Origin of the sequence: Streptomyces sp. NPDC016845 (genome assembly GCF_044332585.1) — a bacterium.
Taxonomy (GTDB): Bacteria; Actinomycetota; Actinomycetes; order Streptomycetales; family Streptomycetaceae; genus Streptomyces.
The window spans coordinates 24,287-47,524 of record NZ_JBIRPI010000023.1; the positions used below are offsets into that span (position 1 = coordinate 24,287).

Annotated in this window: 23 protein-coding genes; 16 read left to right on the forward strand and 7 right to left on the reverse strand. The window is 71.4% G+C overall.

All coding sequences use genetic code 11. From position 1 onward, the window contains the following. The 3 genes from ACH4RC_RS34845 to ACH4RC_RS34855 form a co-directional block, all read right to left on the reverse strand. Positions 1 to 123, reverse strand: a 123-nt coding sequence (locus ACH4RC_RS34845) for a thiazolylpeptide-type bacteriocin (protein WP_398208167.1), incomplete at its 3' end; no start/stop codon positions are given. A 37-nt stretch (positions 124 to 160) separates the two neighbouring features. Continuing rightward, positions 161 to 331 carry a thiazolylpeptide-type bacteriocin gene (locus ACH4RC_RS34850; protein ID WP_361075795.1) on the reverse strand — a complete coding sequence of 57 codons (171 nt, stop codon included), beginning with the start codon at positions 329 to 331 and terminating at the stop codon, positions 161 to 163. A gap of 189 nt (positions 332 to 520) precedes the next feature. Beyond that, positions 521 to 2,092, reverse strand: coding sequence for a SagB family peptide dehydrogenase (locus tag ACH4RC_RS34855; RefSeq protein WP_398207992.1), 1,572 nt, complete (start codon positions 2,090 to 2,092; stop codon positions 521 to 523). Between the two features lie 232 nt (positions 2,093 to 2,324). Between ACH4RC_RS34855 and ACH4RC_RS34860 the strand changes: the two genes are divergently transcribed. From ACH4RC_RS34860 to ACH4RC_RS34875, 4 genes are all read left to right on the forward strand, one after another. Continuing rightward, on the forward strand, positions 2,325 to 3,815 hold the full coding sequence (locus ACH4RC_RS34860) for a multicopper oxidase family protein (protein ID WP_398207994.1): 1,491 nt from the start codon (positions 2,325 to 2,327) through the stop codon (positions 3,813 to 3,815). A gap of 101 nt (positions 3,816 to 3,916) precedes the next feature. Beyond that, entirely contained in the window at positions 3,917 to 5,683 is a 1,767-nt protein-coding gene (locus ACH4RC_RS34865) for an AMP-binding protein (RefSeq protein WP_398207996.1), read from the forward strand. After that, positions 5,580 to 6,494 carry a 2-amino-3,7-dideoxy-D-threo-hept-6-ulosonate synthase gene (locus ACH4RC_RS34870; RefSeq protein WP_398207998.1) on the forward strand — a complete coding sequence of 305 codons (915 nt, stop codon included), beginning with the start codon at positions 5,580 to 5,582 and terminating at the stop codon, positions 6,492 to 6,494. The genes ACH4RC_RS34865 and ACH4RC_RS34870 overlap by 104 nt, the downstream gene beginning before the upstream one ends. Next, a complete protein-coding gene (locus tag ACH4RC_RS34875) occupies positions 6,466 to 7,581 on the forward strand; it encodes a 3-dehydroquinate synthase II family protein (protein ID WP_398207999.1) in 1,116 nt (371 codons plus the stop codon). The genes ACH4RC_RS34870 and ACH4RC_RS34875 overlap by 29 nt, the downstream gene beginning before the upstream one ends. A gap of 77 nt (positions 7,582 to 7,658) precedes the next feature. Here the strand turns inward: ACH4RC_RS34875 and ACH4RC_RS34880 are convergent, their stop codons facing one another. Together ACH4RC_RS34880 and ACH4RC_RS34885 are read right to left on the reverse strand one after the other, a co-directional pair. After that, entirely contained in the window at positions 7,659 to 8,264 is a 606-nt protein-coding gene (locus ACH4RC_RS34880; protein ID WP_398208001.1) for a response regulator transcription factor, read from the reverse strand. A gap of 24 nt (positions 8,265 to 8,288) precedes the next feature. Beyond that, positions 8,289 to 8,813 (reverse strand): hypothetical protein, encoded by a 525-nt coding sequence (locus ACH4RC_RS34885; RefSeq protein ID WP_398208003.1) that lies wholly within the window; start codon positions 8,811 to 8,813, stop codon positions 8,289 to 8,291. 147 nt (positions 8,814 to 8,960) lie between these two features. On the opposite strand from ACH4RC_RS34885, the gene ACH4RC_RS34890 reads away from it, so the two are divergent. Beyond that, complete coding sequence (locus ACH4RC_RS34890) at positions 8,961 to 9,947, forward strand: LuxR C-terminal-related transcriptional regulator (protein ID WP_398208005.1); 987 nt, start codon at positions 8,961 to 8,963, stop codon at positions 9,945 to 9,947. 32 nt (positions 9,948 to 9,979) lie between these two features. Here the strand turns inward: ACH4RC_RS34890 and ACH4RC_RS34895 are convergent, their stop codons facing one another. Then, the gene (locus ACH4RC_RS34895; protein ID WP_398208007.1) at positions 9,980 to 10,336 is read right to left on the reverse strand and encodes a hypothetical protein; all 357 of its coding nucleotides are present in this window, start codon (positions 10,334 to 10,336) and stop codon (positions 9,980 to 9,982) included. A gap of 897 nt (positions 10,337 to 11,233) precedes the next feature. Between ACH4RC_RS34895 and ACH4RC_RS34900 the strand changes: the two genes are divergently transcribed. The 11 genes from ACH4RC_RS34900 to ACH4RC_RS34950 all read left to right on the forward strand — a co-directional run bounded on the left by ACH4RC_RS34900 (position 11,234) and on the right by ACH4RC_RS34950 (position 22,609). Beyond that, positions 11,234 to 12,142, forward strand: coding sequence for a LysR family transcriptional regulator (locus ACH4RC_RS34900; RefSeq protein WP_398208009.1), 909 nt, complete (start codon positions 11,234 to 11,236; stop codon positions 12,140 to 12,142). A 182-nt stretch (positions 12,143 to 12,324) separates the two neighbouring features. Continuing rightward, a complete protein-coding gene (locus ACH4RC_RS34905; protein ID WP_398208011.1) occupies positions 12,325 to 12,792 on the forward strand; it encodes a cobalamin B12-binding domain-containing protein in 468 nt (155 codons plus the stop codon). After that, complete coding sequence (locus ACH4RC_RS34910) at positions 12,789 to 14,141, forward strand: methylaspartate mutase (RefSeq protein ID WP_398208013.1); 1,353 nt, start codon at positions 12,789 to 12,791, stop codon at positions 14,139 to 14,141. The genes ACH4RC_RS34905 and ACH4RC_RS34910 overlap by 4 nt, the downstream gene beginning before the upstream one ends. A 78-nt stretch (positions 14,142 to 14,219) precedes the next feature. Continuing rightward, positions 14,220 to 15,161: a transporter substrate-binding domain-containing protein gene (locus ACH4RC_RS34915; protein WP_398208015.1), complete on the forward strand. Its 942-nt coding sequence runs from the start codon at positions 14,220 to 14,222 to the stop codon at positions 15,159 to 15,161. Positions 15,162 to 15,200: 39 nt separating this feature from the next. Next, entirely contained in the window at positions 15,201 to 16,208 is a 1,008-nt protein-coding gene (locus tag ACH4RC_RS34920) for a DMT family transporter (protein WP_398208017.1), read from the forward strand. Further along, the gene (locus ACH4RC_RS34925) at positions 16,205 to 17,248 is read left to right on the forward strand and encodes an aspartate-semialdehyde dehydrogenase (RefSeq protein WP_398208019.1); all 1,044 of its coding nucleotides are present in this window, start codon (positions 16,205 to 16,207) and stop codon (positions 17,246 to 17,248) included. The genes ACH4RC_RS34920 and ACH4RC_RS34925 overlap by 4 nt, the downstream gene beginning before the upstream one ends. Next, entirely contained in the window at positions 17,245 to 18,378 is a 1,134-nt protein-coding gene (locus ACH4RC_RS34930; protein ID WP_398208020.1) for an aspartate kinase, read from the forward strand. The genes ACH4RC_RS34925 and ACH4RC_RS34930 overlap by 4 nt, the downstream gene beginning before the upstream one ends. 2 nt (positions 18,379 to 18,380) lie before the next feature. Beyond that, entirely contained in the window at positions 18,381 to 19,421 is a 1,041-nt protein-coding gene (locus ACH4RC_RS34935) for a TauD/TfdA family dioxygenase (protein WP_398208021.1), read from the forward strand. A gap of 206 nt (positions 19,422 to 19,627) precedes the next feature. Then, positions 19,628 to 21,028: a 3-isopropylmalate dehydratase large subunit gene (gene leuC / locus ACH4RC_RS34940; RefSeq protein ID WP_398208023.1), complete on the forward strand. Its 1,401-nt coding sequence runs from the start codon at positions 19,628 to 19,630 to the stop codon at positions 21,026 to 21,028. A gap of 61 nt (positions 21,029 to 21,089) precedes the next feature. Further along, positions 21,090 to 21,713, forward strand: coding sequence for a 3-isopropylmalate dehydratase small subunit (leuD, locus tag ACH4RC_RS34945; RefSeq protein ID WP_398208024.1), 624 nt, complete (start codon positions 21,090 to 21,092; stop codon positions 21,711 to 21,713). Further along, complete coding sequence (locus ACH4RC_RS34950; RefSeq protein WP_398208026.1) at positions 21,710 to 22,609, forward strand: LysR family transcriptional regulator; 900 nt, start codon at positions 21,710 to 21,712, stop codon at positions 22,607 to 22,609. Before leuD ends, ACH4RC_RS34950 begins: the two co-directional genes overlap by 4 nt. A 16-nt stretch (positions 22,610 to 22,625) precedes the next feature. On the opposite strand, the gene ACH4RC_RS34955 is transcribed toward ACH4RC_RS34950, so the two are convergent. Further along, on the reverse strand, positions 22,626 to 23,036 hold the full coding sequence (locus tag ACH4RC_RS34955; protein WP_398208027.1) for a cupin domain-containing protein: 411 nt from the start codon (positions 23,034 to 23,036) through the stop codon (positions 22,626 to 22,628). Positions 23,037 to 23,238 lie beyond the last annotated feature (202 nt).

Genomic DNA, 23,238 nt, shown 5'->3' on the forward strand with positions numbered 1-23,238 from the left:
GCCGCTGGACGCGCCCATCTCGGGCAGCGCGACGCCGTCGGCGACCTCGAGGGTCTCCAGCTCGTCCGCGTCGAAGCCGTCGAAGGCCTGCTCGTCAGCGTTCTTGATGTCCTTGGCGGTCATGTCTGTGGTCCTTTCAGGGATCCGTGAAGGGGGTGGGTCAGCAGGCCGAGCAGGTGCTGGAGGACGAGGACGACGTGCCGATCGAGCCGCTGGACGCGCCCATCTCGGGCAGCGCGACGCCGTCGGCGACCTCGAGGGTCTCCAGCTCGTCCGCGTCGAAGCCGTCGAAGGCCTGCTCGTCGGCGTTCTTGATGTCCTTGGCGGTCATGTGACTTCTCCTTGGGTCGGGTTTTCGCTCAGAATGCGACTGCGATACTGCCGGGAATTCAGAAAATCCGCACCGGGGTTACCCGCCGGAATTTTCTGCCGGTTTTTTCTTTTCCCGTCCGGCTCTGGAATTCATCTTGCTCGAACCGTCACCGCCGCACCAGACCCATTGGCTTCCGGCTGACATTTATCACGCGCCGGGTGACGTATTACCTGCGGCCGGCAGCGCCCATTCCGGGCTGTTCACCATGTGCCATTCGCTGCCGGGCCGCTCGGGTATGCCGGCGTCCGGGCCGGGGGTGCCGAGGAGGAAGTCCCCCACCGACGACTCCTGGAGGTAGTCCAGGCCGAGGACGCGGGCGGACAGGTCGGCGTCCCCGTTGCCGAGGCCGCAGGGCGCCAGGCCCATCGCCGTGGCCACCAGGTACATGGTCTGGTAGAGCACACCGGTGTGGCGCAGCGTCGTCGCGTAGGCCATCGCGCGGTACTTCCACGCCATGCGCTGGAACCGCGAGGTCACCGTGAACAGCACGTCGGGGTGGACGTCGAAGCCGACCGAACGCGAGGCCACGCCGAGCAGGGAGCTCCGGTCGTCCGGCGACTCGTTGAGGAGGACGAGGCGGTGCGCGTACGAGTCGTAGTGGTAGATGCCGGGTGTCAGGCCCTCGCAGCGCACCACCGTGACGTACAGCTCCAGCTCGTAGAGCGAGCCGCCGCTCGGGTAGGGGCGGGAGACGACTTCGTCGCGGTCGCTCACGTCGGGCGGCGTGTGGTGGACGCGGATGCGCTGCACCCGGTACAGGAACTCCCCCAACTCGCGTTCGTTCAGAGGGCGTTCGCCGAACGTGCGATGTGATCTGCGGGTCTCGAGGGCGGCGGTCAGCGACGGGTCCCTGGCGTCCAGGTCGGCGCGGCGCGGCCGGAACAGGTCGATCGGGCGGCCGGCGGGCGGCGGCTTCACGGCGGGCTGCGGGTCGATCTCGCCGCGGTAGGGGTACAGGGCGCCGAACGCCTCGTCGAAGCGGCCGGAGCGGATCCGGGAGTGGAAGAGAAGGTCGTGGAAGTCCCACTGCCGCAGCACCGGTTCGCTGTCGGAGGCGAACGCCCCGTCGGGCCCTGCGACCTCGACGAGGTCCGCGCCGACGAGATGGGCGAGCACGTCCAGCGTCTCCGGTCCGCTCAGGCCCGTACCGTCACCGGCCCGGGCGGCGACACCCGGCTGCCCGAGCGCCGCCACGAGCTGCCGTGCGGCGGGGCCGGCCAGGACGGCGCGGAACTTCGCCAGCGGTGACTCCAGGACGAGGACGTCCTCGCGCGTACGGCACAGGGCGAACCGGGACAGGCGGACCCGCGCGTCGGCCGCGATGGACGCGACCCGCCGACGGGCGTCCCGCGCCGTCGGCTCGAGACGCAACAACTCCGCCCTGACGGCCGGTGGTTGATGCGTGAGGACGCTGTGGGCCAGCAGGTGGTCGGCCCGCTCGAGGAGCGCGTCGGCGCGCCTGCGGCCCGCGTCGTCGAGGCCCTCGCAGAGCTCCTCGTACGGCAGCGGTCCCGCGGCGAGCCGGTCCAGGACCGTACGCAGCGCGCCGCGTACCGGGCGCAGCACCAGCGAGTTGACGGGCGCGCGCAGGACGGTGGTGTCCGTGGCCTCGTCATGGACGACCTGTACGTCGGTGCGCAGCGCCCGGGCCGCCGACCGGCCCAGTGGATTTCCCGCGGGTGCGGAAACAGGTGGTGTGGATACAGGTACGGAATTCATGAAGCCACTCTGACGTCCGCTACACCGGCGGCTCCGGTCCCGTACGCACGAAATGACAGTCACCATTCCCGCACGTGACCCGGGTCATGAAAGCACGTGACACATGCCAGGGACGGTGTTCTTTCGCTCGGAGATCCGGAGTCCGCGGCGCAAGCTCGGAACACGAATTCAACCGGGCCGTCCCCAAGGACAGGGCCCGGGCCATCCCTGCCAACGGACAAGGAAGACAGCCGTGTTCACTCGTCGTCACGCGATACGCCTCGGTCTCACCACCGGTGCCGTCGGGGCGGTCGGCGCCGCGGGCGGCGTCTTCCAGACCCTCACCTCGGGGCAGCCGGCCGCGGCGGCAGCGGCGTCCGGCGCGGTTCCGACAGCGGCGGCGGCACCGGCCGTCGCCCCGTTCTCCGTGCCGCTGACGGTGCCGCCGGTCCTCGCCCCGTACCGCAGGACCGCCCGCGCCGACCACTACCGGGTCACGATGCGGCGCGCGAGCAAGGAGATCCTGCCGGGCACCCGCACCGACGTCCTCACGTACAACGGCTCGTTCCCGGGCCCGACGATCCGCGCCCGGCGCGGCAGGACGGCGGTCGTCGAGCAGGTCAACGCGCTCTCCATGCCGACATCGGTGCACCTGCACGGCGGCAACAACCCGGTGGAGCACGACGGCGGCATGATGGACACCATCGCGCCGGGCCGCCGGCGCACCTACGTCTACGAGAACGAGCAGCCGGCCGCCACCCTGTGGACGCACGACCACGCCCACCACATGGAGTCCGAGCACGTCTACCGGGGCCTTTCCGGTCTCTACCTGCTCAGCGACGCCGCCGAGGACCGGCTCGGCCTGCCGTCGGGGAAGTACGACATCCCGCTCGTCCTGCGGGACGCACGGTTCGACGAGAACGCCGCCATGGTCTACACGATGGACGACTCCGAGAACCGTACGACCCTGCTGGTCAACGGCAGACCGTGGCCGTACCTGAAGGTCGAGGGCCGCAAGTACCGCTTCCGGCTCGTCAACTCGTGCAACCTGCGGATCTTCGTCCTCGCCCTCTCCGACGGCAGCACCACCCAGCACCCCGTGCAGCAGATCGGCTCGGACGGCGGCCTCCTGGCTGCCCCCGCCGAGACGCCCGTCCTGGTCCTCTCCCCCGGTGAACGCATCGACTTCGTCGTCGACTTCGCGCAGTACGCGCCGGGTACGCAGCTCGTCCTCGCCAACATGCTGGGGCCGGGCCCGACGGACCTCGTCGGCCAGGTCATGCGGTTCGACGTCGGGGAACGCACCCCCGACGTAAGCCGCGTCCCGGCCGAGCTCGCCACGCTGCCCGCGCTGCCCGCGCCGACCGTGGAGCGCTCCTTCGACCTCACCATGGACGAGCCGGGCACCGGCCACCAGGCGTACATCAACGGGAAGACCTTCGACCCCGACCGCATCGACACCCATATCGAGTGGGGCACCACCGAGGTGTGGACGGTCACCAACAAGAGCGCCACCATCCCGCACAACTTCCATATGCACCTGGTGCAGTTCCGCATCATCGAGCGGGACGGACAGCCGCCTTATCCGGCCGAGGCCGGGTTGAAGGACACGGTGCTGCTGTTCCCGGGGCAGACCGCGAAACTCCAGCTCACCTTCGATTCGCACCGCGGTGTCTATCCGTACCACTGCCACATGATCGACCACAGCGCCATGGGAATGATGGCGCAGCTCAAAATCGCCTGACCGATCCGCATCGCCCGACCGCCCGACCGCCCGACCGACGGTCCACGATCCGTGATCCGTGATCCGTGATCCGTGATCCGCGATTCCCAGAAAGGAGGACCATGAACTCCCCGCCCGTTTCCCGCCCTTACACCCGCCGCGTTCTCGCCGCTCTCGGACGCGACCCCGAGCGGATCGTCCTGCGCCGCCCCGGCACGGCGGTGACGGCGGCCGAGCTGCGCGCGTCCGTCCTGGGCAGCGCCGCCCTGCTGCGCTCCCACGGTGTCGGGCCCGGCACCACCGTCGCCATCCTGACCGGCCCCAACCATCCGTCGATGCTCAGCTCCCGCTACGCCGCGCACCTGCTCGGCGCGACCTCGGTCTACATCCGCTCGATGAACCCGCGCACGGACACGGAGACCTTCTCCCTGTCCACGCAGGCCGAGGTGCTCGCCGACCTGGACGTGCCGCTGCTGCTCGTGGACGACACCGACGAGGACAGCGCGGCGCGCGGCAGATGGCTGACGCTGCGCCGCCCGGGCCTCACCGTCCTGGCGATCCCCCGCACGGCCGGCGGCTCCGACACCGTGCCCGACACGCGGCCGCCGCGCCCCGACGACCTCGCGGTCGTCGACTTCACCAGCGGCAGCACCGGCCGGCCCAAGATGGTGGGGCAGCGCTACCGGACGCGTGAGCACCTCGTCGCCCGGCTCGCCGACGGTCTCGACGCGGCCGGACCGGCGACGCTCCTGTCCGTCACACCCATCAGCCACACCACGGCGCCGATGGCCGACGCGGTGCTGTGCGGCGGCGGGAGCGTGGTCCTGCACGACGAGTTCGACGCCGACGCCACCCTGGAGGCGATCGCCGGACTGGGCGTGACGGACGTGTACCTGGCCGTCCCCCACCTGTACCGGCTCCTCGACCACCCGCTCATCACGTCCTACGACCTGTCGTCGCTGCGCCGCATCACCTACAGCGGCACCCCGGCCGCCCCCGACCGGGTCCGGCAGGCGGTCGAGGTCTTCGGCGACGTACTGATCCAGGTGTACGGGACCACGGAGGCGGGCGGCATCAGCAGCCTGAACCCGCTGGACCACCGGGAGCCCGAACTGCTCGGCTCGGCGGGGCGCCCCTTCCCCTGGGTGCGCGTCGAGATCCGGGCGCCCGGCACCGGAACCCCGCTCGGGCGGGGGCAGAGCGGCGAGATCTGGGTCGACTCCCCCACCGTCTCGGCCGGTTACCTGGGCGACACGGAGCTGACGGAGTCCACGTACCGGGACGGCTGGCTGCGCACCGGCGACCTCGGGCACTGGGACCGCTACGGCTATCTGCGCCTGGACGGCCGGGTCGGGGACGTGATCAAGCACGGCGGTCTGAAGCTCGACCCGGCGGCCATCGAGGCGGCGCTGATGCGACATCCGCAGGTGCGGCAGGCGACGGTGTTCGGGGTGCGCGACGAGCAGTTCGTGGAGCAGGTCCACGCCGCCGTCGAACTGTACTCGGGCGCCGCCCACACCTCCTGCGACCTGCGGGACTACGTCGCGGCGACGCTCACGCCCGAGCACGCCCCGGTCGCCGTGTCCGTATGGCCGCGGCTGCCGCTCACCCCGTCCGGCAAACCGGACCGCGCGCGGCTGCGCTCCATGGCCGTCCCCGTGCGGACCCGGCCGGCGGCGGCGCGTGACGGCTCCTTGGGACGCGACGGTCCCCCGGGACGCGACGGTTCCCCGGGACGCGGTGCGCCGACCGGCGCACCGACCCGTGCAACAGAAAGGGCGCTCCATGACCGGATACGGCCACTTCGCCCGGTCCCTGCGGTTGCGGCGGCTCTACCGCCACAGCACGGCCGGCCTGATGATCACCCCTCTCGACCACTCGATCAGTGACGGGCCCGTGGTCCCCAAGGGCACGACCCTCGACGAGCTCGCCGGGCAGCTTGCCGCCGGCGGCGCGGACGCGGTCGTCGTGCACAAGGGCAGCGTCCGCCACATCAGCCCGGAGCGGTTCGCCGCGATGTCGCTGATCATCCACCTCAACGCCTCCACGAGCCAGGCGCTCGACCCCGACGCCAAGTACATGGTCACGCAGGTCGAGGAGGCCCTGCGGCTCGGCGCGGACGCGGTCAGCGTCCACGTCAACGTGGGCTCGGACGACGAGCGGCAGCAGATCGGCGACCTCGGACGGATCGCCGACGCCTGCGACCGGTGGAACCTGCCGCTGCTCGCCATGGTCTACGCCCGTGGCCCGCGCGTCACCGACCCGCGCGATCCCGGCATGGTGGCGCACGCCGTCACCGTCGCCGCCGACCTCGGCGCGGACCTGGTCAAGACCGTCTTCCTCGGCTCCACCGCGGAGATGCTCGACCTCACCGCGGCCTGCCCGGTGCCGGTACTCGTCGCGGGCGGCCCCGCGATGGACACCGAACGGGACGTCCTCGCCTATGTCCAGGGCGCCCTCGCGGGCGGCGCGGGCGGGGTGGCGATGGGCCGCAACATCTTCCAGGCCGCGGACCCCCGGCGGCTCGCCGCCCAGGTGGCCCGCCTGATCCACCACTTCCCCGAACAGCACTTCGGCACCGTCGGCTTCCCGGCCGCCGACGCCGACCCGACCGTGCGACTGACCCCCGACCACCTGCCCGAGCTGCCCCACCTGACAGGAGACCCGCATCATGACGGACGCCAAACTGTGCTGGCTTGACATCCGCGACGCCGGCGACGCCACCGCCGCCGTCCTCGAAGAGGCCATGCACCAGCGGATCGACGGCATCGTCGCCGCCGACCCGGCCGCCTTCGCCGACCTGCCGCCCACCGTCCGCAAGGTCCTGCTGTACGAGGCCGGACCCGACGCCGTCCCCGCCGACCTCGGCGCCGCCGACCTGGTCGTCGTCAAGGGCGGCAAGGACGAGCGGGCCGCGCTCGAGAAGGCGCACCCGGACGTCCAGTTCGGGCGGTACGTCGAGATCGTCGACGCCGACACCCTGGAGGACGCCTGCCTCGCGGCCCGCCTGGAGCCGTGGGCCGTCCTCGACTTCCGCGACCCGACCAAGATCCCGCTGGAGATCGTGATCGCGGCGGCCTCGGGCGCCCCGGGCTCGATCATCACCACCGCGGCCGACACCGACGAGGCCGAGATCGTCTACGGCGTCCTCGAACTCGGCTCCGACGGCGTGCTGATGCGGGGCACCACCGTCGGCGACGCCACCGCGCTGCGCAAGGCGGCGACCGCCCGCGCCGGCAAGGTCGACCTGGTGGAGCTGACCGTCACCGCCACCACCCACATCGGCATGGGCGAGCGGGCCTGCGTCGACACCACGACGCACTTCCGCAAGGACGAGGGCATCCTCGTCGGCTCGCACTCCAAGGGCATGGTCCTGTGCGTCAGCGAGACCCACCCGCTGCCGTACATGCCGACCCGCCCGTTCCGGGTCAACGCCGGGGCCCTGCACTCGTACACCGTCTCCGAGGAGGGGCGTACGAACTACCTCAGCGAGCTCCACGCGGGCAGCAAGGTGCTCGCCGTCGACGTCGAGGGCCGCACCCGGCCCGTCTCCGTCGGCCGGGTCAAGATCGAGACCCGGCCGCTGATCTCGATCGACGCGGTGGCTCCCAGCGGTCAGAGCGTCAACCTCATCCTCCAGGACGACTGGCACGTGCGTGTTCTCGGCCCGGGCAGCGCGGTGCTCAACTCCACGGAGCTGAAGCCGGGCGACCGCATCCTCGGCCACCTGCCGACCGCGGACCGCCATGTCGGCTACCCGATCCAGGAGTTCTGCCTGGAGAAGTGAGTACAGCGTTCGCAGTGTTCCGCCCAGCCCCGGCACGCCTCGTGCCGGGGCCGGCGCATGTGCGGCCCGGGCCGGTGTCACAGGAGGCCGTGCTCCCCCGCGATGCGGGCCGCGTCGAACCGGTTGCGTCCCCCGAGCTTCTTGATCGCGGCCGAGGTGAGGTTGCGTACGGTGCCCGCCGCGAGGAACAGCTCGCCCGCTATCTCCTTCACCGTCGCCCCGCCCGCGGTCAGCCGCAGGACGTCCGTCTCCCGCGTACTGAGGGAGGACTCCCCGGCGTCGGCCGGCCGCAGCAGCGACGGATCGACGGTCAGGCACCCTCCCGCGACCCCCATCAGCGTCGTGACGAGCTGCGGCAGCCGGGCGTTCTTCGGTACGACGCCCAGCGCGCCCGCGGCGACCGCCCGGTCCACCACCGACGGGGTCGCCGCCCCCACCATCAGCGCGACCCCGCACTTGGGGTGGAGGCTGCGCACCTCCATGGCGACCTGGAGCGCCTTGCCGCCCAGGGTGGGCTCACCGAGCAGCAGCACGGTGGGCCGGTGCCGTTCGACGGCGGGCAGGACCGCGTCGCAGGACGTGGCGAGGCCGACCACGGTCAGGCCGTCGATGCTGTTGAGCGTCTCGGCGAAGGCCTCGAGGACGAGTTGGTGGTCGCCGGCGACGACCAGGCGTACGGACATTGCGCATTCCCCCATGACGTGACGTCAGCACTCCCGGCGTGAACTGCTCCGCGAGCTGTTACGGGCGGCCAGCCGCCCCATGACCTCCTGGACCAGCCTTTCCTGGTCCTCCATGTCCTCGACCGCCTCGACCTCCAGGTGCACGGCCGAGGGCGGCAGCCCCGCCGCGATCGCCTTGGAGGCGACGCGCATCGCCGCCGGTAACGGCCCGGCCGCGCCACCCGGCGGGATCACCACCACACAGGCGGTGGCCGCGCCGAGGTCCGCCGCGATCTGGTCCGGCAGGGCCCGGAAGGTCTCCGGCCGTCCGGTGTCGACCTGGTAGGGCAGGGCGACCAGGCCGATGTCCGCCAGCTCCTTGCAGAGGAACGCCGCGTTCGTGGCGGCGTCGTCCGCGCGCCCGGGGTGCCCCGCGGCGACCACCGCCACCGCCGCGCCCGCAGCGCACAGCCGGGTGGCGATGCGGCGGCCCACACCCGCGGTCGCGTCGACGACGAGGACGACAGCAGCGGCGAGGGGCGGGGACGAGAAGGTAGTTGAATGGGGCACCGGAACTCCCGAACGGGGTAGTGTGACGAATGTGTGAACGATCACGGGGGCGTCGATCGTGACGATTCCCCACGCCTGTCGTTCGTGCCGCGCGCGCAGACCAGTGCGCACGGCCGGCACCGTACGTGCGGTTCAGGGGGACACCACGTGGCCGAGTCATCAGCTCTGGACCAGGAGACGCTCGGTGTGTACCGGGCGATCCTGTTCCACAAGGAACACGATCCCGACAGGCTCGCCCTGCTCCTCGACATCGATCTCAGCTGTGTGAAGGCGGCCCTTGACCGGCTGTCCGACCTGTCGCTCCTGGCACCCTCACGGGACTTGCCCGGAACCATGCGCGCGGTCGACCCTTCGCTCGGCCTGAAGGTCCTGCTCCAGCGCGAGCAGGACGAACTGGCCTGGCGGCAGCAGCGCATCGAGCAGAACCGGGCCGCGCTCGCCGCGCTGGCCGCCGAGTACGCCACCTCCAGCCGGCCCGGGTCCGACGGCACCGAGGAGCTCGACAACGTCGACGACATCCGGACCCGTCTGGAGGCGCTCGCCGAATCGTGCCGCCACGAGTCGCTGGCGTTCCATCCCGTGGGCGGCCTGACCGAGGAGTCCATCGAGGCGGCCCGGCCGCTGAACGAACGAGCCCTCGCCCGTGGCGTCCGGTTCCGCTCGATCTACCTCGACAGCGTCACCAACGACCGGGTGACCAGGGCGCACGCGCAGTGGATGGCGGAGCGCCACAGCGAGATCCGCACGTCCCCGACGCTTCCGATGCGGCTGCTGATCGTCGACACGACCGCGGCGGTCGTGGCCGGCCTGCCCGGCCAGGCGGGGCCCTCGGCGCTCGTCTTCAGCAGTCAGCCGGTGGTGCTCGCCATGCGCGCTCTGTTCGAGGCGTACTGGGAGCACGCGTCGCCCTTCCACCAGGAACCGTCCGCCGCCGACCAGGCGAGCGAACTCACCCCGCAGGAGCGCAAGCTGCTCCAACTCCTCGCCACCGGCCTCACCGACGAGGCGGTGGCACGGGCGCTCGGCATCGGCGTCCGCACGGAGCGGCGCATCGTGGCCGAGCTGATGGAGCGGCTCGGGGCGTCCAGCCGGTTCGAGGCGGGGGTCCAGGCCAACCGCCGCCAGTGGATCTGACGACGGACGCCGGGCCGTCTCCGTCGCGCGTGTCACGGCTTGGCCGGCGGCGCGGGCCAGACGAAGTCGTCGGGCGAGTTCTGCGGCCCGGTCGGCCGGACGAAGTCGCCCGGCGTCCTGCTGCCCTCGATGGGCCAGGTGAAGTCGGACGCGGAGGCCAGGGTGGACCGGACGTCCCGGAAGTCCGGGATCCCGCCGGGGCCGGGGCGGCCCGACGGCGGCGTGGGCCAGGTGAAGTCCTGGGTCGAGGCCTGCGGCGTCCGCCCCAGCACGTCAGCCGCCTGGGCGGGCGCCGCGCCGGCGACACCGGCCAGCACGCCGGCGGCGGCGAGGGTGACGACGGCAGAGATACAACGGTTGGTACGGGCCACGACAGGTCTCCATTCCATGCGGTCAATCTGGTTCACGACAGTGCGCATGGAGCCGGTGGTGCTTCAGCTCCCCCGGGCCGGTCCGCGTTCCCCGCGCTTTCCGGCCGCTGAGAAGAGAAAACCACCCGCCCCCCATCCTTGTCCGCATCGCACGAGGTCAGGAAGTTGCCTGGCAGGGAACTGCCGGAGGCCGGCTTGAGCGGGGGTGGAGGGCGCCCCGCCGAGGTTCGCGTCCGTCTGATGGCGGGGCGCTTCGCGTCCTGGGCCTGGCCGGTTTCCGACGCGCCGGCTTCCGGAGCCGCCGCGCGTCACTGAGACAGCGCCGACACAGCCAGGAATCCACTGGTTCTTTACTTTCGACGCACCATTGCACCGAAACTCAAGCAGTACTTGATTCACCAGCCACAGAACGGCACCTTGCTTATTCGTCACGGTCGCCACCACCCGAGACTCAGAGCCGCTGGCGCCGCCCACCACCGTCACCTCGCCGACGGTGCCGCACGCGAAGCCTGCTCAGCCGCCGACCGAGTATGGACCGGGCCGGCAGCGAACGGATGATGAACAAGGACTCCCCTGGATGTCGCCCCCTACTGACACAAACTTGCGCATGCCCTCATGCCGTTGACCCGATACATGCCGATGCCCGCAACTTTTGCCGTACTGCGGCCGTGCGCGGCCCGGCGTACGAGAGCACCGGGTTCGGAGCGCGCCCTGCTGAACGCCACCTTGATCATGCCCTCATGATGCCGACGGTCCGATGCTGATCATCGGCGGTTTCCGGTGTCGGCCCCGGCACATACGTGTCGTGGGCAGTGTGTGCCAACCGTCGCTTCTTTCGCGGGGGCCGGGCGGATCGGCAGGCTCGAGGTCTCGTCCACCGTGGGTCAAGTCCACGCAGCGCACCGGGAGAGAGCAATGGACATCCGTCAACTTCGCACGTTCCACCGCGTGGCCGTGCTGGGGAGTTTCACGCGCGCCGCCGCCGAGCTGAACTACGCGCAATCCAGTGTGACGGCCCAGATCAAGAACCTGGAGGTGTCGCTCGGCAGTGATCTCTTCGAGCGGGTGGGCGGGAAGGTGAAGCTGACGCCCGCCGGTACGCGGCTGCTGCCCTACGCGGGGCAGATGCTCTCGCTGGCCGACGAGGCGCGCGGGGCGGCCTCGCCCGACGCCCAGCCGGAGGGGGTGCTGACGATCGGGACGATGGAGAGCATCACCTCCTACCGGATGCCGGCGGTGCTCGAGTACTTCCACCACCGCTACCCGCGGCTGCAGATCGCGCTGCGCCCGAGCCTGTGCGCCGAGACCCTGCACTCCCTGCGCCAGGGCGTGTTCGATGCCGGCTTCCTGATGGAGGCCGAGACGCAGCACTCCGGGGTGCACAGCGAGGTGCTCGGCGCGGAGGAGATGGTCGTGGTGGCCGCGCCGGGGCACCGCCTCGCCCACGAGGCGAAGGTGGCCACCGACGACCTGCGCCTGGAGTCCGTCCTCGCGCCGGAGGCCGGGTGCGCCTACCGGGAGCTCCTCGAGGCGGAGCTGAACGACGGCACCGGCGAGCCCGTGCCGTTCCTGGAGTTCGGCAACATCGAGGCGATCAAGCGCGGGGTCGGCGCCGGGCTCGGGGTCAGTCTCCTGCCCCGTATGACCGTCCTCGACGAGCTGTCCTCCGGCGTGCTCGTACCGCTCGCCTGGGAAGTCCCCTTCGTGCTCTACACGCAGCTGGCGTGGCGCAAGGGGGCGCAACTCTCCCGGGAGCGGCAGGTGTTCGTGGAGAAGGTCATCGACTTCCTCAGCCGGGAGTACCAGGAGGGCCGGGATTCCTGATCCCGCAATTCCCGGACCCTGACCGACGCATGAGTCTTTTTCATGCTGCGCATGAATGGATTAGCTTCATCGATCGGTTCAGGCGATGAAAGCCATCTGTTTCCCCGAACCGGAATCCTGGATTTTCTGTCGGGTGCCGCAGAGACTTTTAGAGTCCCAGTTACACACCAGAGGGAATCAACATGTCCCAGGTCATGCTTCCGTCCAAGCGCTTTGTCGTGTCGAGCGTGTCCTCCGACGCCCACATGTGGAACCTCGTTTTCCTGCAGCTGCTGCTCGAGGAACAGGGTGCCCACGTGACGAATCTGGGGGCCTGCGTCCCCGACGATCTCATCATCGAGGAGTGCCTGCGTTCGACGCCGGATGTGCTGGTCATCAGCACGGTCAACGGGCACGGGCACCTCGACGGGCTGCGGCTGATCCGCCGGATACGGAACCACCCCGAACTGTCCGGTCTGCGCGTGGTCATCGGAGGAAAACTCGGTGTGCGCGGCGCCGACAACATTGTGTTCGCCGAAGAACTCTCCCTCAGCGGCTATGACGCGGTGTTCGAGGCGGACGGCGGTATCGAGGGTTTCCAGGAATTCCTCGACACGCTCGACAGCACCTCCTCGCGGCCCGCTCTCCTTTCCTCGAAGGCGGCGGCATGAGCGAGTTGACGCAGGCGTCCCAATCAGGACCCGTCGCGGGCACGCAGAACAATGGCGGGCGCTTTTCCCGCTACGTGCACGCCATGCACGCGCAGGGCCGGCTCGTCGTCCAGCCGCGCATGGGCTTCGCCGATCTGGCCACGATGCGCGAGGGGCTGCTCGGAGTCCGGCGCGCCGGCGCCTCGGCCATCGGCACGATCACCCTGGACAGCTACACGCGGGTCAACGACCACGACTCCGCGCGTCAGGCGCTGCGTACGGGCGCCGAGCTGAACGGGTTCCCGTTGGTCGCCCACGGCGCCGACACGACCCGGGCGCTCCTCGACTCCGTCTCCGGGCCTCGGTTCCCCGTTCAGGTGCGGCACGGTTCGGCGCTCCCGTATCCGCTGTTCCAGGCCATGGTCGAGGCGGACGTCGACGCCACCGAGGGCGGCCCGGTGTCGTACTGCCTGCCCTACAGCCGCGCCCCGATCAGCCGGGCGGTCGAGGCGTGGGCCCGGTGCTGCGAGCTGATCGCCGAGCAGCCCGAGCCGATGCACCTGGAGAGCTTCGGCGGCTGCATGCTGGGGCAGTTGTGCCCGCCGAGCCTGCTGGTCGCGCTGAGCGTGCTCGAGGCGCTGTTCTTCCGGGAGCACGGGCTGAGCGACATCTCGTTGAGCTACGCGCAGCAGACGCATCCGGGGCAGGACCTGGAGGCCATCGCGGCGCTGCGCCGGTTCGCCGGCGAACGCCTTACCGCGGCGACCTGGCACGTCGTGCTCTACACGTTCATGGGTGTCTTCCCCCGGACACCCACGGGCTCGTACCGGATCCTCGAGGAGAGTGTGCGGCTCGCGGTCCGCAGCGGCAGCGAGCGGTTGATCGTGAAGACGCCCGCGGAGGCGCACCGCATTCCGACGATCGCGGAGAACGTGGACGCGCTCGAGTTCGCGGAGTCCATCGCCCGTGACGAGGCGGGGCGTGCGGGGCAGGCCGTCGTGGCGACCGACTCGGGCATCTACGAGGAGGCGCGGCTGCTCATCGACAGCACGCTCGAACTGGCGCCGACGGTGGGCGGGGCGCTGGTCAAGGCGTTCGAGCGGGGCATGCTCGATGTCCCGTACTGCCTGCACCAGGACAACGCCAACAAGTCGCGGGCCTATGTCGACGCGGGCGGCATGCTGCGGTGGGCGGAGCCGGGCCGGATGCCGCTGGACGTGGCGCGCGGGTCCGCGCGGCCGGTGAGCGCCAAGGGGCTGCTGACCATGCTCGGCTTCAACGAGCGGCGCTTCGACGGCGAGCAGCTCACCCACGGCCATCTGCGCAGCGTGCAGTACGCGGCCCGTCCGCACCCCCGGGAACCGGCATGAGGTGTCCCCCCTACACCCCCTGCACCCCCTGCACTCCCTGCATCCCCTGCACTCGTTCCCACCCCCGAGGAGCCTGTCGTGAGTACACGTACACCCACCCTCGACGCGGTGCGCCGTCGCGGCGCCCTACGGGCGGCGGTGAGCCGTGGGATCCGCGGCCTGTCGCTGCGCGGCGACGACGGCCGCTGGTCGGGCCTCGACGCCGATGTGGCGCGGGCGGTCGCCGCGGCGGCGGCCGGTGACGCGGACGCCGTCGAGTGGGTGCCGTCCGATCCGGCGGACCGGCTCTCCCACCTGGCGGACGGCGACGCGGAGCTGACCGTGGCCAACGTCAGCTGGACGCTCGGCCGCGAGGCGTCGCTGCCGGTGCTGTTCGCCGGGGTGACCTGCTACGACGGCGAGGGTTTCCTGGTCCCCGCCGACAGCGGCATCACCCGCCCCGAGGAGCTGGACGGGCGCAAGGTCGCGGTCCAGGCGGGCACGACCAGCGCCGCCAACCTGGCCTCCTGGTACGGCGGCCGGGGCCTCGCGGTGGAGCCGGTCGCCCACCCGACCCCGGCGGCGACGCTGGCCGGCTACGCGAGCGGCGACTGCGCGGCCTACGTCCTGGACCGGGTGGCGCTGGCCGGGGAGCGGGCGGCGCTCCCCGACCCGTCGGACCACCTCATCCTCGACACGGCCATCTCCCGCGAGCCGATGGCCGCCGCGGTCCGCGACGACGACGCCGCCTGGTTCCGGCTGTGCCGCTGGGTGCTGCAACTGCTCGTCTCCGCCGAGTTCCACGTCGACGAGGTGGGCGAGCGGGAGAAGGCCCTCGCGCAGGCGGCCGAGGCGGCGGGCGCGCACGGCCCGGCGATCGGGCTCGACGAGGACTGGGCGGCGCGGGTCCTCGACGCGGTCGGCACCTACGCGGACGTCTACGAGCGCAACCTCGGCGCGGCCTCGGGACTGGCCGTGCCGCGCGGCCTCAACGAGCTGTACACGCGCGGCGGCCTGCAGTACGCCGTGCCCCTCCACTGACCCGACCCCCGATTCCTTCCTGCTGCGAAAGGCTTCCTCATGAGTACCGACACCCGGGCCCCGGGCACGGAGAAGAAGGGAGCGACCGAGCTGACCCTCGCCATGGTGCTCTCGGGCACCCTCGGCGTCTTCGTCATCGAATCGGGCGCGTCCCCCTTCAACGTCGTCTTCTTCCGCTGCCTGTTCGGCACCGTCGCGCTCGGCCTGTACTGCCTGGTGCGCGGCTTCTTCAAGAACCACAACTTCACGCCGAAGAAGCTGGGTCTCGCCGCGCTCGGCGGCGTCTTCATCGTCTTCAACTGGGCGTTCCTCTTCGAGAGTTACGAGGGCACGTCCATCTCGGTGGCGACGGTCGTCTACCACACACAGCCGTTCTACGTGGTGCTGCTCGGCGCGCTGTTGTTCCGCGACAAGCTCACGGCGACGAAGTTCGGCTGGCTCGGCGTCGCGTTCATCGGTCTGATCCTGGTCGCGGGCGTCTCCGCGTCCGACCTGACGGGCAGCGGTGACAGCTCCTACCTGGCCGGTCTCGGCTACGCGCTGCTCGCCGCCGTCTTCTACGCCATCTCCACGGTCATCACCAAGCGGGTCACGGGCGTGCGTCCGCACCTGGTCGCGCTGGTTCAGCTGGTGCTCGGCATCTTCCTGCTGCTGCCCTTCACGTCGCTCGGCGAGACGTCGAGCCTCGGCGCCGACTGGGGCTGGCTGGTCGGCCTCGGCCTCATCCACACGTGTGTGATGTACGTGCTCATGTACTCGGCGTACCAGAAGCTGCCGACGGCGAAGATCGCCGTGCTCGCCTTCATCTACCCGGCCGTGGCGATGCTCATGGACTGGGCGGTGTACGGACACAGCGTGAGCCTGCTGCAAGCCCTCGGCATTCCGCTGATCGTCGCCGCGAGCCTCGGCATCAACCTGGGCTGGTCCTTCAAGAAGCGGCAGGAGAAGGCACTGGTGGCGGCGCCGGCCGCCGGCACGAACGCCGACCCGACCACCGACCCGACCACCGACAACCAGGTCAAGATCACCTCCGGAGGCACCCGATGACGCTCGTCACCGATTCCAGCGCCCCGCGCATCGCCATCGTCGGAGCCACCGGAGCCGTCGGCAACACGCTCATCGACCTGATCGAGCAGCGCGGCCTTCGTTATCGGTCGGTCCAGCTGGTCGCCTCGGCCCGCTCGGCCGGTACCGAACTCACCGTCGACGGTGTCGCGTACCCGGTGCAGGCGGTGGACGAGTTCGACTTCTCCACCGTGGACCTGGCGTTCTTCTCGGCCGGTACGGAGGCCAGTCAGCAGTGGGTGCCGAAGGCGACCGCGGCCGGTGCCGTCGTCATCGACAACACCATCGCCTACCGCATGGACCCCGACACCCCGCTCGTCGTCCCGCAGGTCAACGCGCACGAGCTGGACCAGCGGCCGAAGTCCGGCGTCATCGCCAACCCGAACTGCTCGACGATCCCGCTCGTCCGGCTCCTGAAGGGCGTCGAGGAGCGGTGGGGTGTGCGGCAGGCCGTCGTCAGCACCTACCAGGCCGCGTCGGGCCTGGGCCACCCGGGCGTGGACGAGCTGAAGGACGCGAGCCGCGCCGCCCTGGAGCGGCCCGGCGAGCCGTACCCCAGCAAGGAGTTCACCCCCTCCCTCGCCTTCAACGTCATCCCGAAGATCGACCGTTTCCTGGACACCGGGTTCACGCTCGAGGAGCAGAAGATGCTCCAGGAGTCCCGGAAGATCCTCTCCATCCCGCACCTGGACGTCACCACCACCTGTGTCCGGGTCCCCGTCGTCACGGGCCACTCGGAGGCCGTCTGGATCGAGGCCCAGGGCGTCGTGGACCGCGCCGAGCTGGTCGAGGTCCTCGCCGCGCTGCCCGAGGTGACCGTCCACGACCGTGAGGAGGTGCGGCAGTTCCCGACGCCGGCCACCATCGACGACCCGAACCGGGTCCACGTCGGCCGGGTCCGGGTCAACCCCGGCAACCCGCGCGCCTTCTGGCTCTGGCTGGTCGCCGACAACCTCACCATCGGCGCCGCCCTGAACGCGATCCAGATCGCGGAGGAGCTCATAGCCCGGGGGACGGTGTGACGGCCGGCGCGCCCGCGGCGCAGGTGAAGCCGCCCGTCGTTCTGAAGTTCGGCGGCTCCAGCTTCCGTACGCTCGCCGCGTACGGGCAGCTCGCCGAGGCGCTGTCGCGCAGGGTGGAGGCGGAGAACGCCCGCCTGGTGGTCGTGGTGAGCGGCCAGCCGGGCGAGACCGAGCAGTTCCGCGAGCGGCTCAGCCAGGTCAACGCGCACCCGGAGGACGAGACGGTCGCCGGTCTGCTGACGCTCGCCGACACCGTGGGCGCGCAGCTCCTGGCGACGGCGCTGCACCGTACGGGCCGCAGCGCGACCGTGCTCGCGGGCCACCAGCTGGGCCTGACCACCGACTCGGCCTTCATGTGGGCCCGCCTGGAGCACACGGACCCCGAACCGCTGCGCACGGCGCTGAGCGAGAACGAGGTCGTGGTGGTGCCCGGCGGCCAGGCCGCGGACAAGGAGGGCCGGCCGACCTGGCTCGGCAAGAACAGCTCGGACCTGTCGGCGGTCGCGGTGGCGGCGGCCGTCGGCGCGGCGCGCTGCGAGGTCCACTCCGATGTCGACGGCATCTACAGCAGCGACCCGCACCTGATCACCGGTGCGCAACTCCTCGGCCAGGTCTCGTACAACACGGCGGCGCTGATGTCCCTGTACGGCGCGAAGGTGCTGCACCGGCGGTCGGTGCGGCTCGCCCAGCGCCACGGCATCGAGATCATGTGCCGCTACAACCGGGACCCGTTCACCATCGGGACCGTCATCGGCGCTGCCGGTTCCACGGTGGCCGCCGTCGTCCTGAACCAGCGCTCCGCCGCGCTGCGCTACGCCACCGACGAGTTCGCCGACCAGGCGTACGCGGCCTTCCACGGCGCCAACATCGACGTGGTGCGCCTGACGTCGGGCCCGCTCGTGGCGGTCACCGGCGGCTTCGTGGACCTCCCCGAGTTCCAGCGGCGCAACGGCATCACGCCCGGCGAGTACGCGGGGGTGCCGGTGTCCGCGATCCGCGGCAGCGAGGTGGTGACCCAGCTGGCCAGGGACGAGGAGGACGCCCTGCACCTGTCCCAACGACTGCACGACCATGTGAACCGCCCGAGCGCGGACCCCCACGCACCCCTGCTCGAGATGCAAGGAGTCTGAACATGACCGCGACCACCGACCACATCGTCCCGGCCACCGCCCCCCACCCCGGGCCGACCTTCGCCGAGATCGCCCTTTCCGACGCCGTCCGTGACGCCCTGTACGAAAAGCTCGCGGCGCTGCCTGATCCGAACGTCGACATCGACCGGTCGACGGCCAGGCTGCTCCAGATCTTCGCGACGCTGCCGACCGACCTCCTCCAGCAGGTGATGGACTTCGGACGGCACGTCGACACCCCGGGCGTCGCCCTCGTCAGCAACCTGCCCGTGGACGCCGTGCTGCCCGGCACCCCCTCGGACGGCGGCCCCAGCACCGAGAAGACCTCGTTCGTCGCCGAAGGGGTGCTGCTCGGCCTGAGCGGTCTGCTCGGGGAGCCGATGGGTGTGCTGACGGAGAAGGCCGGCCGGCTCGTCCACGACGTGGTGCCGGTGCCGGGCGGCTCGAAGACCCAGACGAACCAGGGGTCAGAGGTCTTCCTGAACTTCCACAGCGACATCATGCACGACCTGATCGGCCGCTACGACGTCGCCAACCCGGACTTCCTCGTCCTCAGCTGCCTGCGCGCGGACCACGACGGGATCGCCGGCACCTTCTACGCCGACGCCCGCGACATCTCCGCCGCGCTGCCCGCGTCGGTCCTGGAGACGCTGCGCTCCCCGCTGTTCCGGCTCAACGCGCCGGGCAGCTACGTGCGGGACGTCGCCGACGGCCAGGAGGTCCTCTCCGACCCGGTGGCGATGATCAGCGGGCACACCTCGTACCCGGAGATCGCGATCTCCGCCAACGGTGTGCACCCGCTCACCAGCGGCGCCCGCGAGGCGCTCGACATCCTCCAGGAGGTGTGCGGGGAGGTCGCGCACAGCGTCCGGCTGCGGCCCGGCCAGGCGCTGCTGATCAACAACCGCAAGGGGGTGCACGCCCGCTCGACGTTCACCGCCCGCTACGACGGCCAGGACCGCTGGCTGCAGCGCACCTACGTACGGCGCAGCCTGTGGAACGTGCGCTACCGCGTCACGGACGAGAACCGGCGGGTGCACTACTGATCCGCCGCTGTCCCTCCCCCGCGCGGCCGCCCCGTGCCGGACCCGGGTGAACTCCCTGGCCCGGTGCGGGGCGTTGGTGTGTGCGGCCCTGCCGTGGCCTCGACCGGTCACGCCCCTGAGGGCCAGGGCCGAGCCCGTCCCTTCACCTCTCCGCCGACCCATGATCTACGTACCCGCAGTCACACGGGAGCGACGTGAGGGAGACCATGGGCGAGACATTGGCGCACAAGACGTGGGACGCCCATGTGGTGCGCGGCGGGGGCGGCGGCGACGATCTGCTCTACGTGGATCTGCAGCTGCTCCACGAGGTGAACACCCCGCAGGCGTTCGACCGGCTGCGGGCGGCCGGCCGTACGGTGCGCCGCCCCGACCTGACCGTCGGCACCGAGGACCACAACACGCCGACGCTCGCCCTGGACCGGGTCATCAAGGACCGCGAGGGGCGCAGGCAGGCCGAGCTGATGCGGGCCAACTGCGCCGGGTTCGGCATCCCGCTGCACCGGTTCGGCGACCCGGGCCAGGGCATCGTCCACGTCATCGCGCCCGAACTCGGCCTCGTACGGCCGGGCATGACCATCGTGTGCTGCGACTCGCACACCACGACGCTCGGCGCGTTCGGCGCGCTCGCGTTCGGCATCGGCGCCAGCCAGGTCGAGCACGTCCTGGCCACCCAGACGCTGCCCATGCGGCCGCTGCGGACCATGGCGGTGAATGTCCGGGGCACGCTGCCCGACGGGGTCGGCGCCAAGGACCTCGTCCTCGCGCTGATCGCCCGGGTCGGGACGGCGGGCGGGCAGGGCCACATCATCGAGTACCGCGGCGAGGGTGTGCGGGCGCTGTCGATGGAGGCCCGGATGACGCTGTGCAACATGTCGGTGGAGGCCGGGTCCCGCGCGGGCATGGTCGCCCCGGACGAGACGACGTTCGCCTACCTGGCCGGCTGCCCCGGCATGCCCGAGGGCGCCGCGTGGGAGGCCGAAGTCGCGTACTGGCGCACCCTGACCACCGACGCGGACGCCCGCTTCGACAAGGAGGTGTTCCTCGACGCCGCCGCCCTGAGCCCGTACGTGTCCTGGGGCACCAACCCGGCGCAGAGCATCCCGCTGGACGGCCACGTCCCGGCGGCGGCGGACTTCGCGACGGACGCGGAGCGCGCCGCCGCCGAACGGGCCCTGGACTACATGGACCTGAAGCCCGGCACCGCGATGCGCGACATCACCGTCGACACGGTGTTCCTCGGCTCGTGCACCAACAGCCGCATCGAGGACCTGCGGGCCGCCGCCGACGTGCTGCGCGGGCGCAAGGTCGCGGACGGGCTGCACATGATGATCGTGCCGGGCTCGGCGCGGGTGCGCCTGCGCGCCGTCGAGGAGGGCCTGGACCGGGTGTTCGCCGAGGCGGGCGCCGACTTCCGGGCGGGCGCGGGCTGCTCCATGTGCGCGGCGCTCAACGAGGACCGGCTGCTCCCCGGCCAGCGCGCCGCCTCCACCAGCAACCGCAACTTCGAGGGCCGCCAGGGCCGCGGGTCGCGCACCCACATCGTCTCGCCCGCCGTGGCCGCCGCGACGGCGGTCACCGGCCGCCTGTCCTCGCCCGCCGACCTGTGAGACATCAGTGAGCCATCAGTGAGCGATCAGTGAGCCATCTGCGAGACGGAGCCCCCACACCATGGAGAAGTTCATCCGGCACACCGGCCGTGCGGTGCCGCTGCGCCGCACCGACGTCGACACCGACCAGATCATCCCGGTGCGGTTCTGCGCGAGCACCTCACGCTCCGGGCACGCCGACGCGCTGTTCGCCGACTGGCGCGCCGCGGACCCGGACTTCGTCCTCAACCGGCCGGAGCGCCGAGGCGCCGACATCCTCGTCGCGGGCACCGACTTCGGCACCGGATCCTCGCGCGAGTACGCGGTCTGGGCGCTCCAGGACTACGGGTTCCGAGCCGTGATCGCGCCCCGGTTCGGCGACATCTTCCGCGGCAACTCGCTGATGAACGGGCTGCTCACCGTCGTCGTACCACTCGCGGTGGTGGAGCGGTTGTGGCGCCTTACGGAGGCCGACCCGTCGGTCGGGATCACCGTCGACCTGGAGGAGCAGCGGGTGCGCTGCGGCTACCTCGTGCAGCCGTTCACCCTCGACGAGGACGTGCGGCGCCGCCTGCTCGGCGGCCTGGACGCCATCGACGACACCCTGCGCTTCGCGGCGGACATCGCCCGCTACGAGGCGGAGAGGCGCCCGGCGCTGCCGGTGACGCGGACACCGGTGCCGGTGCCGGTGCCGGTGGACCGATGAAGCTGACGCAGTGCGCCGCGTTCGTCGCCATCGCCGACACCGGGTCGTTCACCAACGCGGCCCGCGCCCTGGAGATCAGCCAGTCCGCGATCAGCCACGCCATCGCCGGTCTGGAGGCGGAGCTGGGCGTGACCCTGATGGAGCGGGACCGCTCCGGGGTCCGGCTCACCGACGCCGGGCAGCGGGCCCTGGAACCGGCGCGCCTGATGGTGGTGCAGGCCGAGCGGGTACGGCGGGCCGTCCGCGCCTCCGGGGCCGGGCCCGAGGGACCTCTGCGGATCGGCACCAGTCAGAGCTTCGCGGCCCGTCTGCTCCCCGCGGTGATGTCCGAACTGTCCCTGCGCTGCCCGCGGCTGGAGATCGAGCTGCGCGAGGGCAGCGACACCCAGATCACCCAGTGGCTGCGCGGCAACGGCGTCGACGTCGGCATCGTCACCCTGCCCAAGCGGGGCCTGACCACGGTCCCGCTGCTCCAGGACGAGCTGGTCGCGGTGGTGCCGCCCGGCCACCCGGAGGCGGAGCGGCCCGGGCTGCGCATCGACCAGCTGGCGAAGGACCCGTTCCTGATGCCGGTCGGCGCGGTCGAGACGCTCGTACGGGCCGCGTTCCGCACCGTCGGCCTCGAACCGCAGGTCGGCCACCATCTGCGGGACATCAACGCGCTGCTCGCCATGGTCGGCGCCGGCCTCGGCGTGACGGTCCTGCCGCGTCTCGCCCTGCCGCTGGTCCTGCCCGACGTGCGGCTGGTGCCGCTGTCGCCCGCCGTCGTACGGCACTTGGGGCTCGGGACGCGGCTCGGCTCGCACGGCTCTCCGGCGGTGGAGGCGTTCGTCGACGCGGCCCGGCCGCTGGCGCTCCGCAGCGATCAGGGGAGGCGGCCCGTTGCGGTGCGCTGAGGGGACCTGCGCCCGCTCACGCCACCGGGCGCGTCGGGGCGTGGCGGATGCCGAGCACGGTGCAGCCGGTCTCGGTGCTGACCTGATGGACGCTGCCGGGCTCCTCGATGACCAGGTCGCCGGGCCGGTAGCGGTCACCGTTGCTGTTCAGCAGTTCGCCGTCCAGGACGACGATCAGTTCGTGGCCGAGGTGTTCGTGCAGGTCGCCGTGGGCGCCCGGCGCCATTCTGGTGATCATCGCCGCGCCGTTCGCCGCGTCGTCGGTGGTGTAGAGGCGGTGCACGTCGACACCGGCCCGGCCGGGCTCGGCCCAGCTCTCCCAGGACAGCGCGTCGAGTCCGAGGGGGTCGAAGATGTCGCGTACGACGGTGACAGGGCGCGGCGGGACGTCGGCAGTGGGAACGGCCGGGGCGGTGACGAGGGACATGGCGGGGCTCGCTTTCTCGGCGGCGGGGCCGGAGGGTCGGCGGGGCGGGGTCGGCTTGCGGGTGAGGACTGCGTCGGACCGAGCGGGTCGGCCGAAGTGCGTCGCGGTCCGGCAGCGCTCCGAAGGGGCGCGGGGAACCGCGCGGCCGGCCACGACGGCGCCGTGGTCGGCCGCACACCTGTCGTGGCACTTCCCGCGGAGC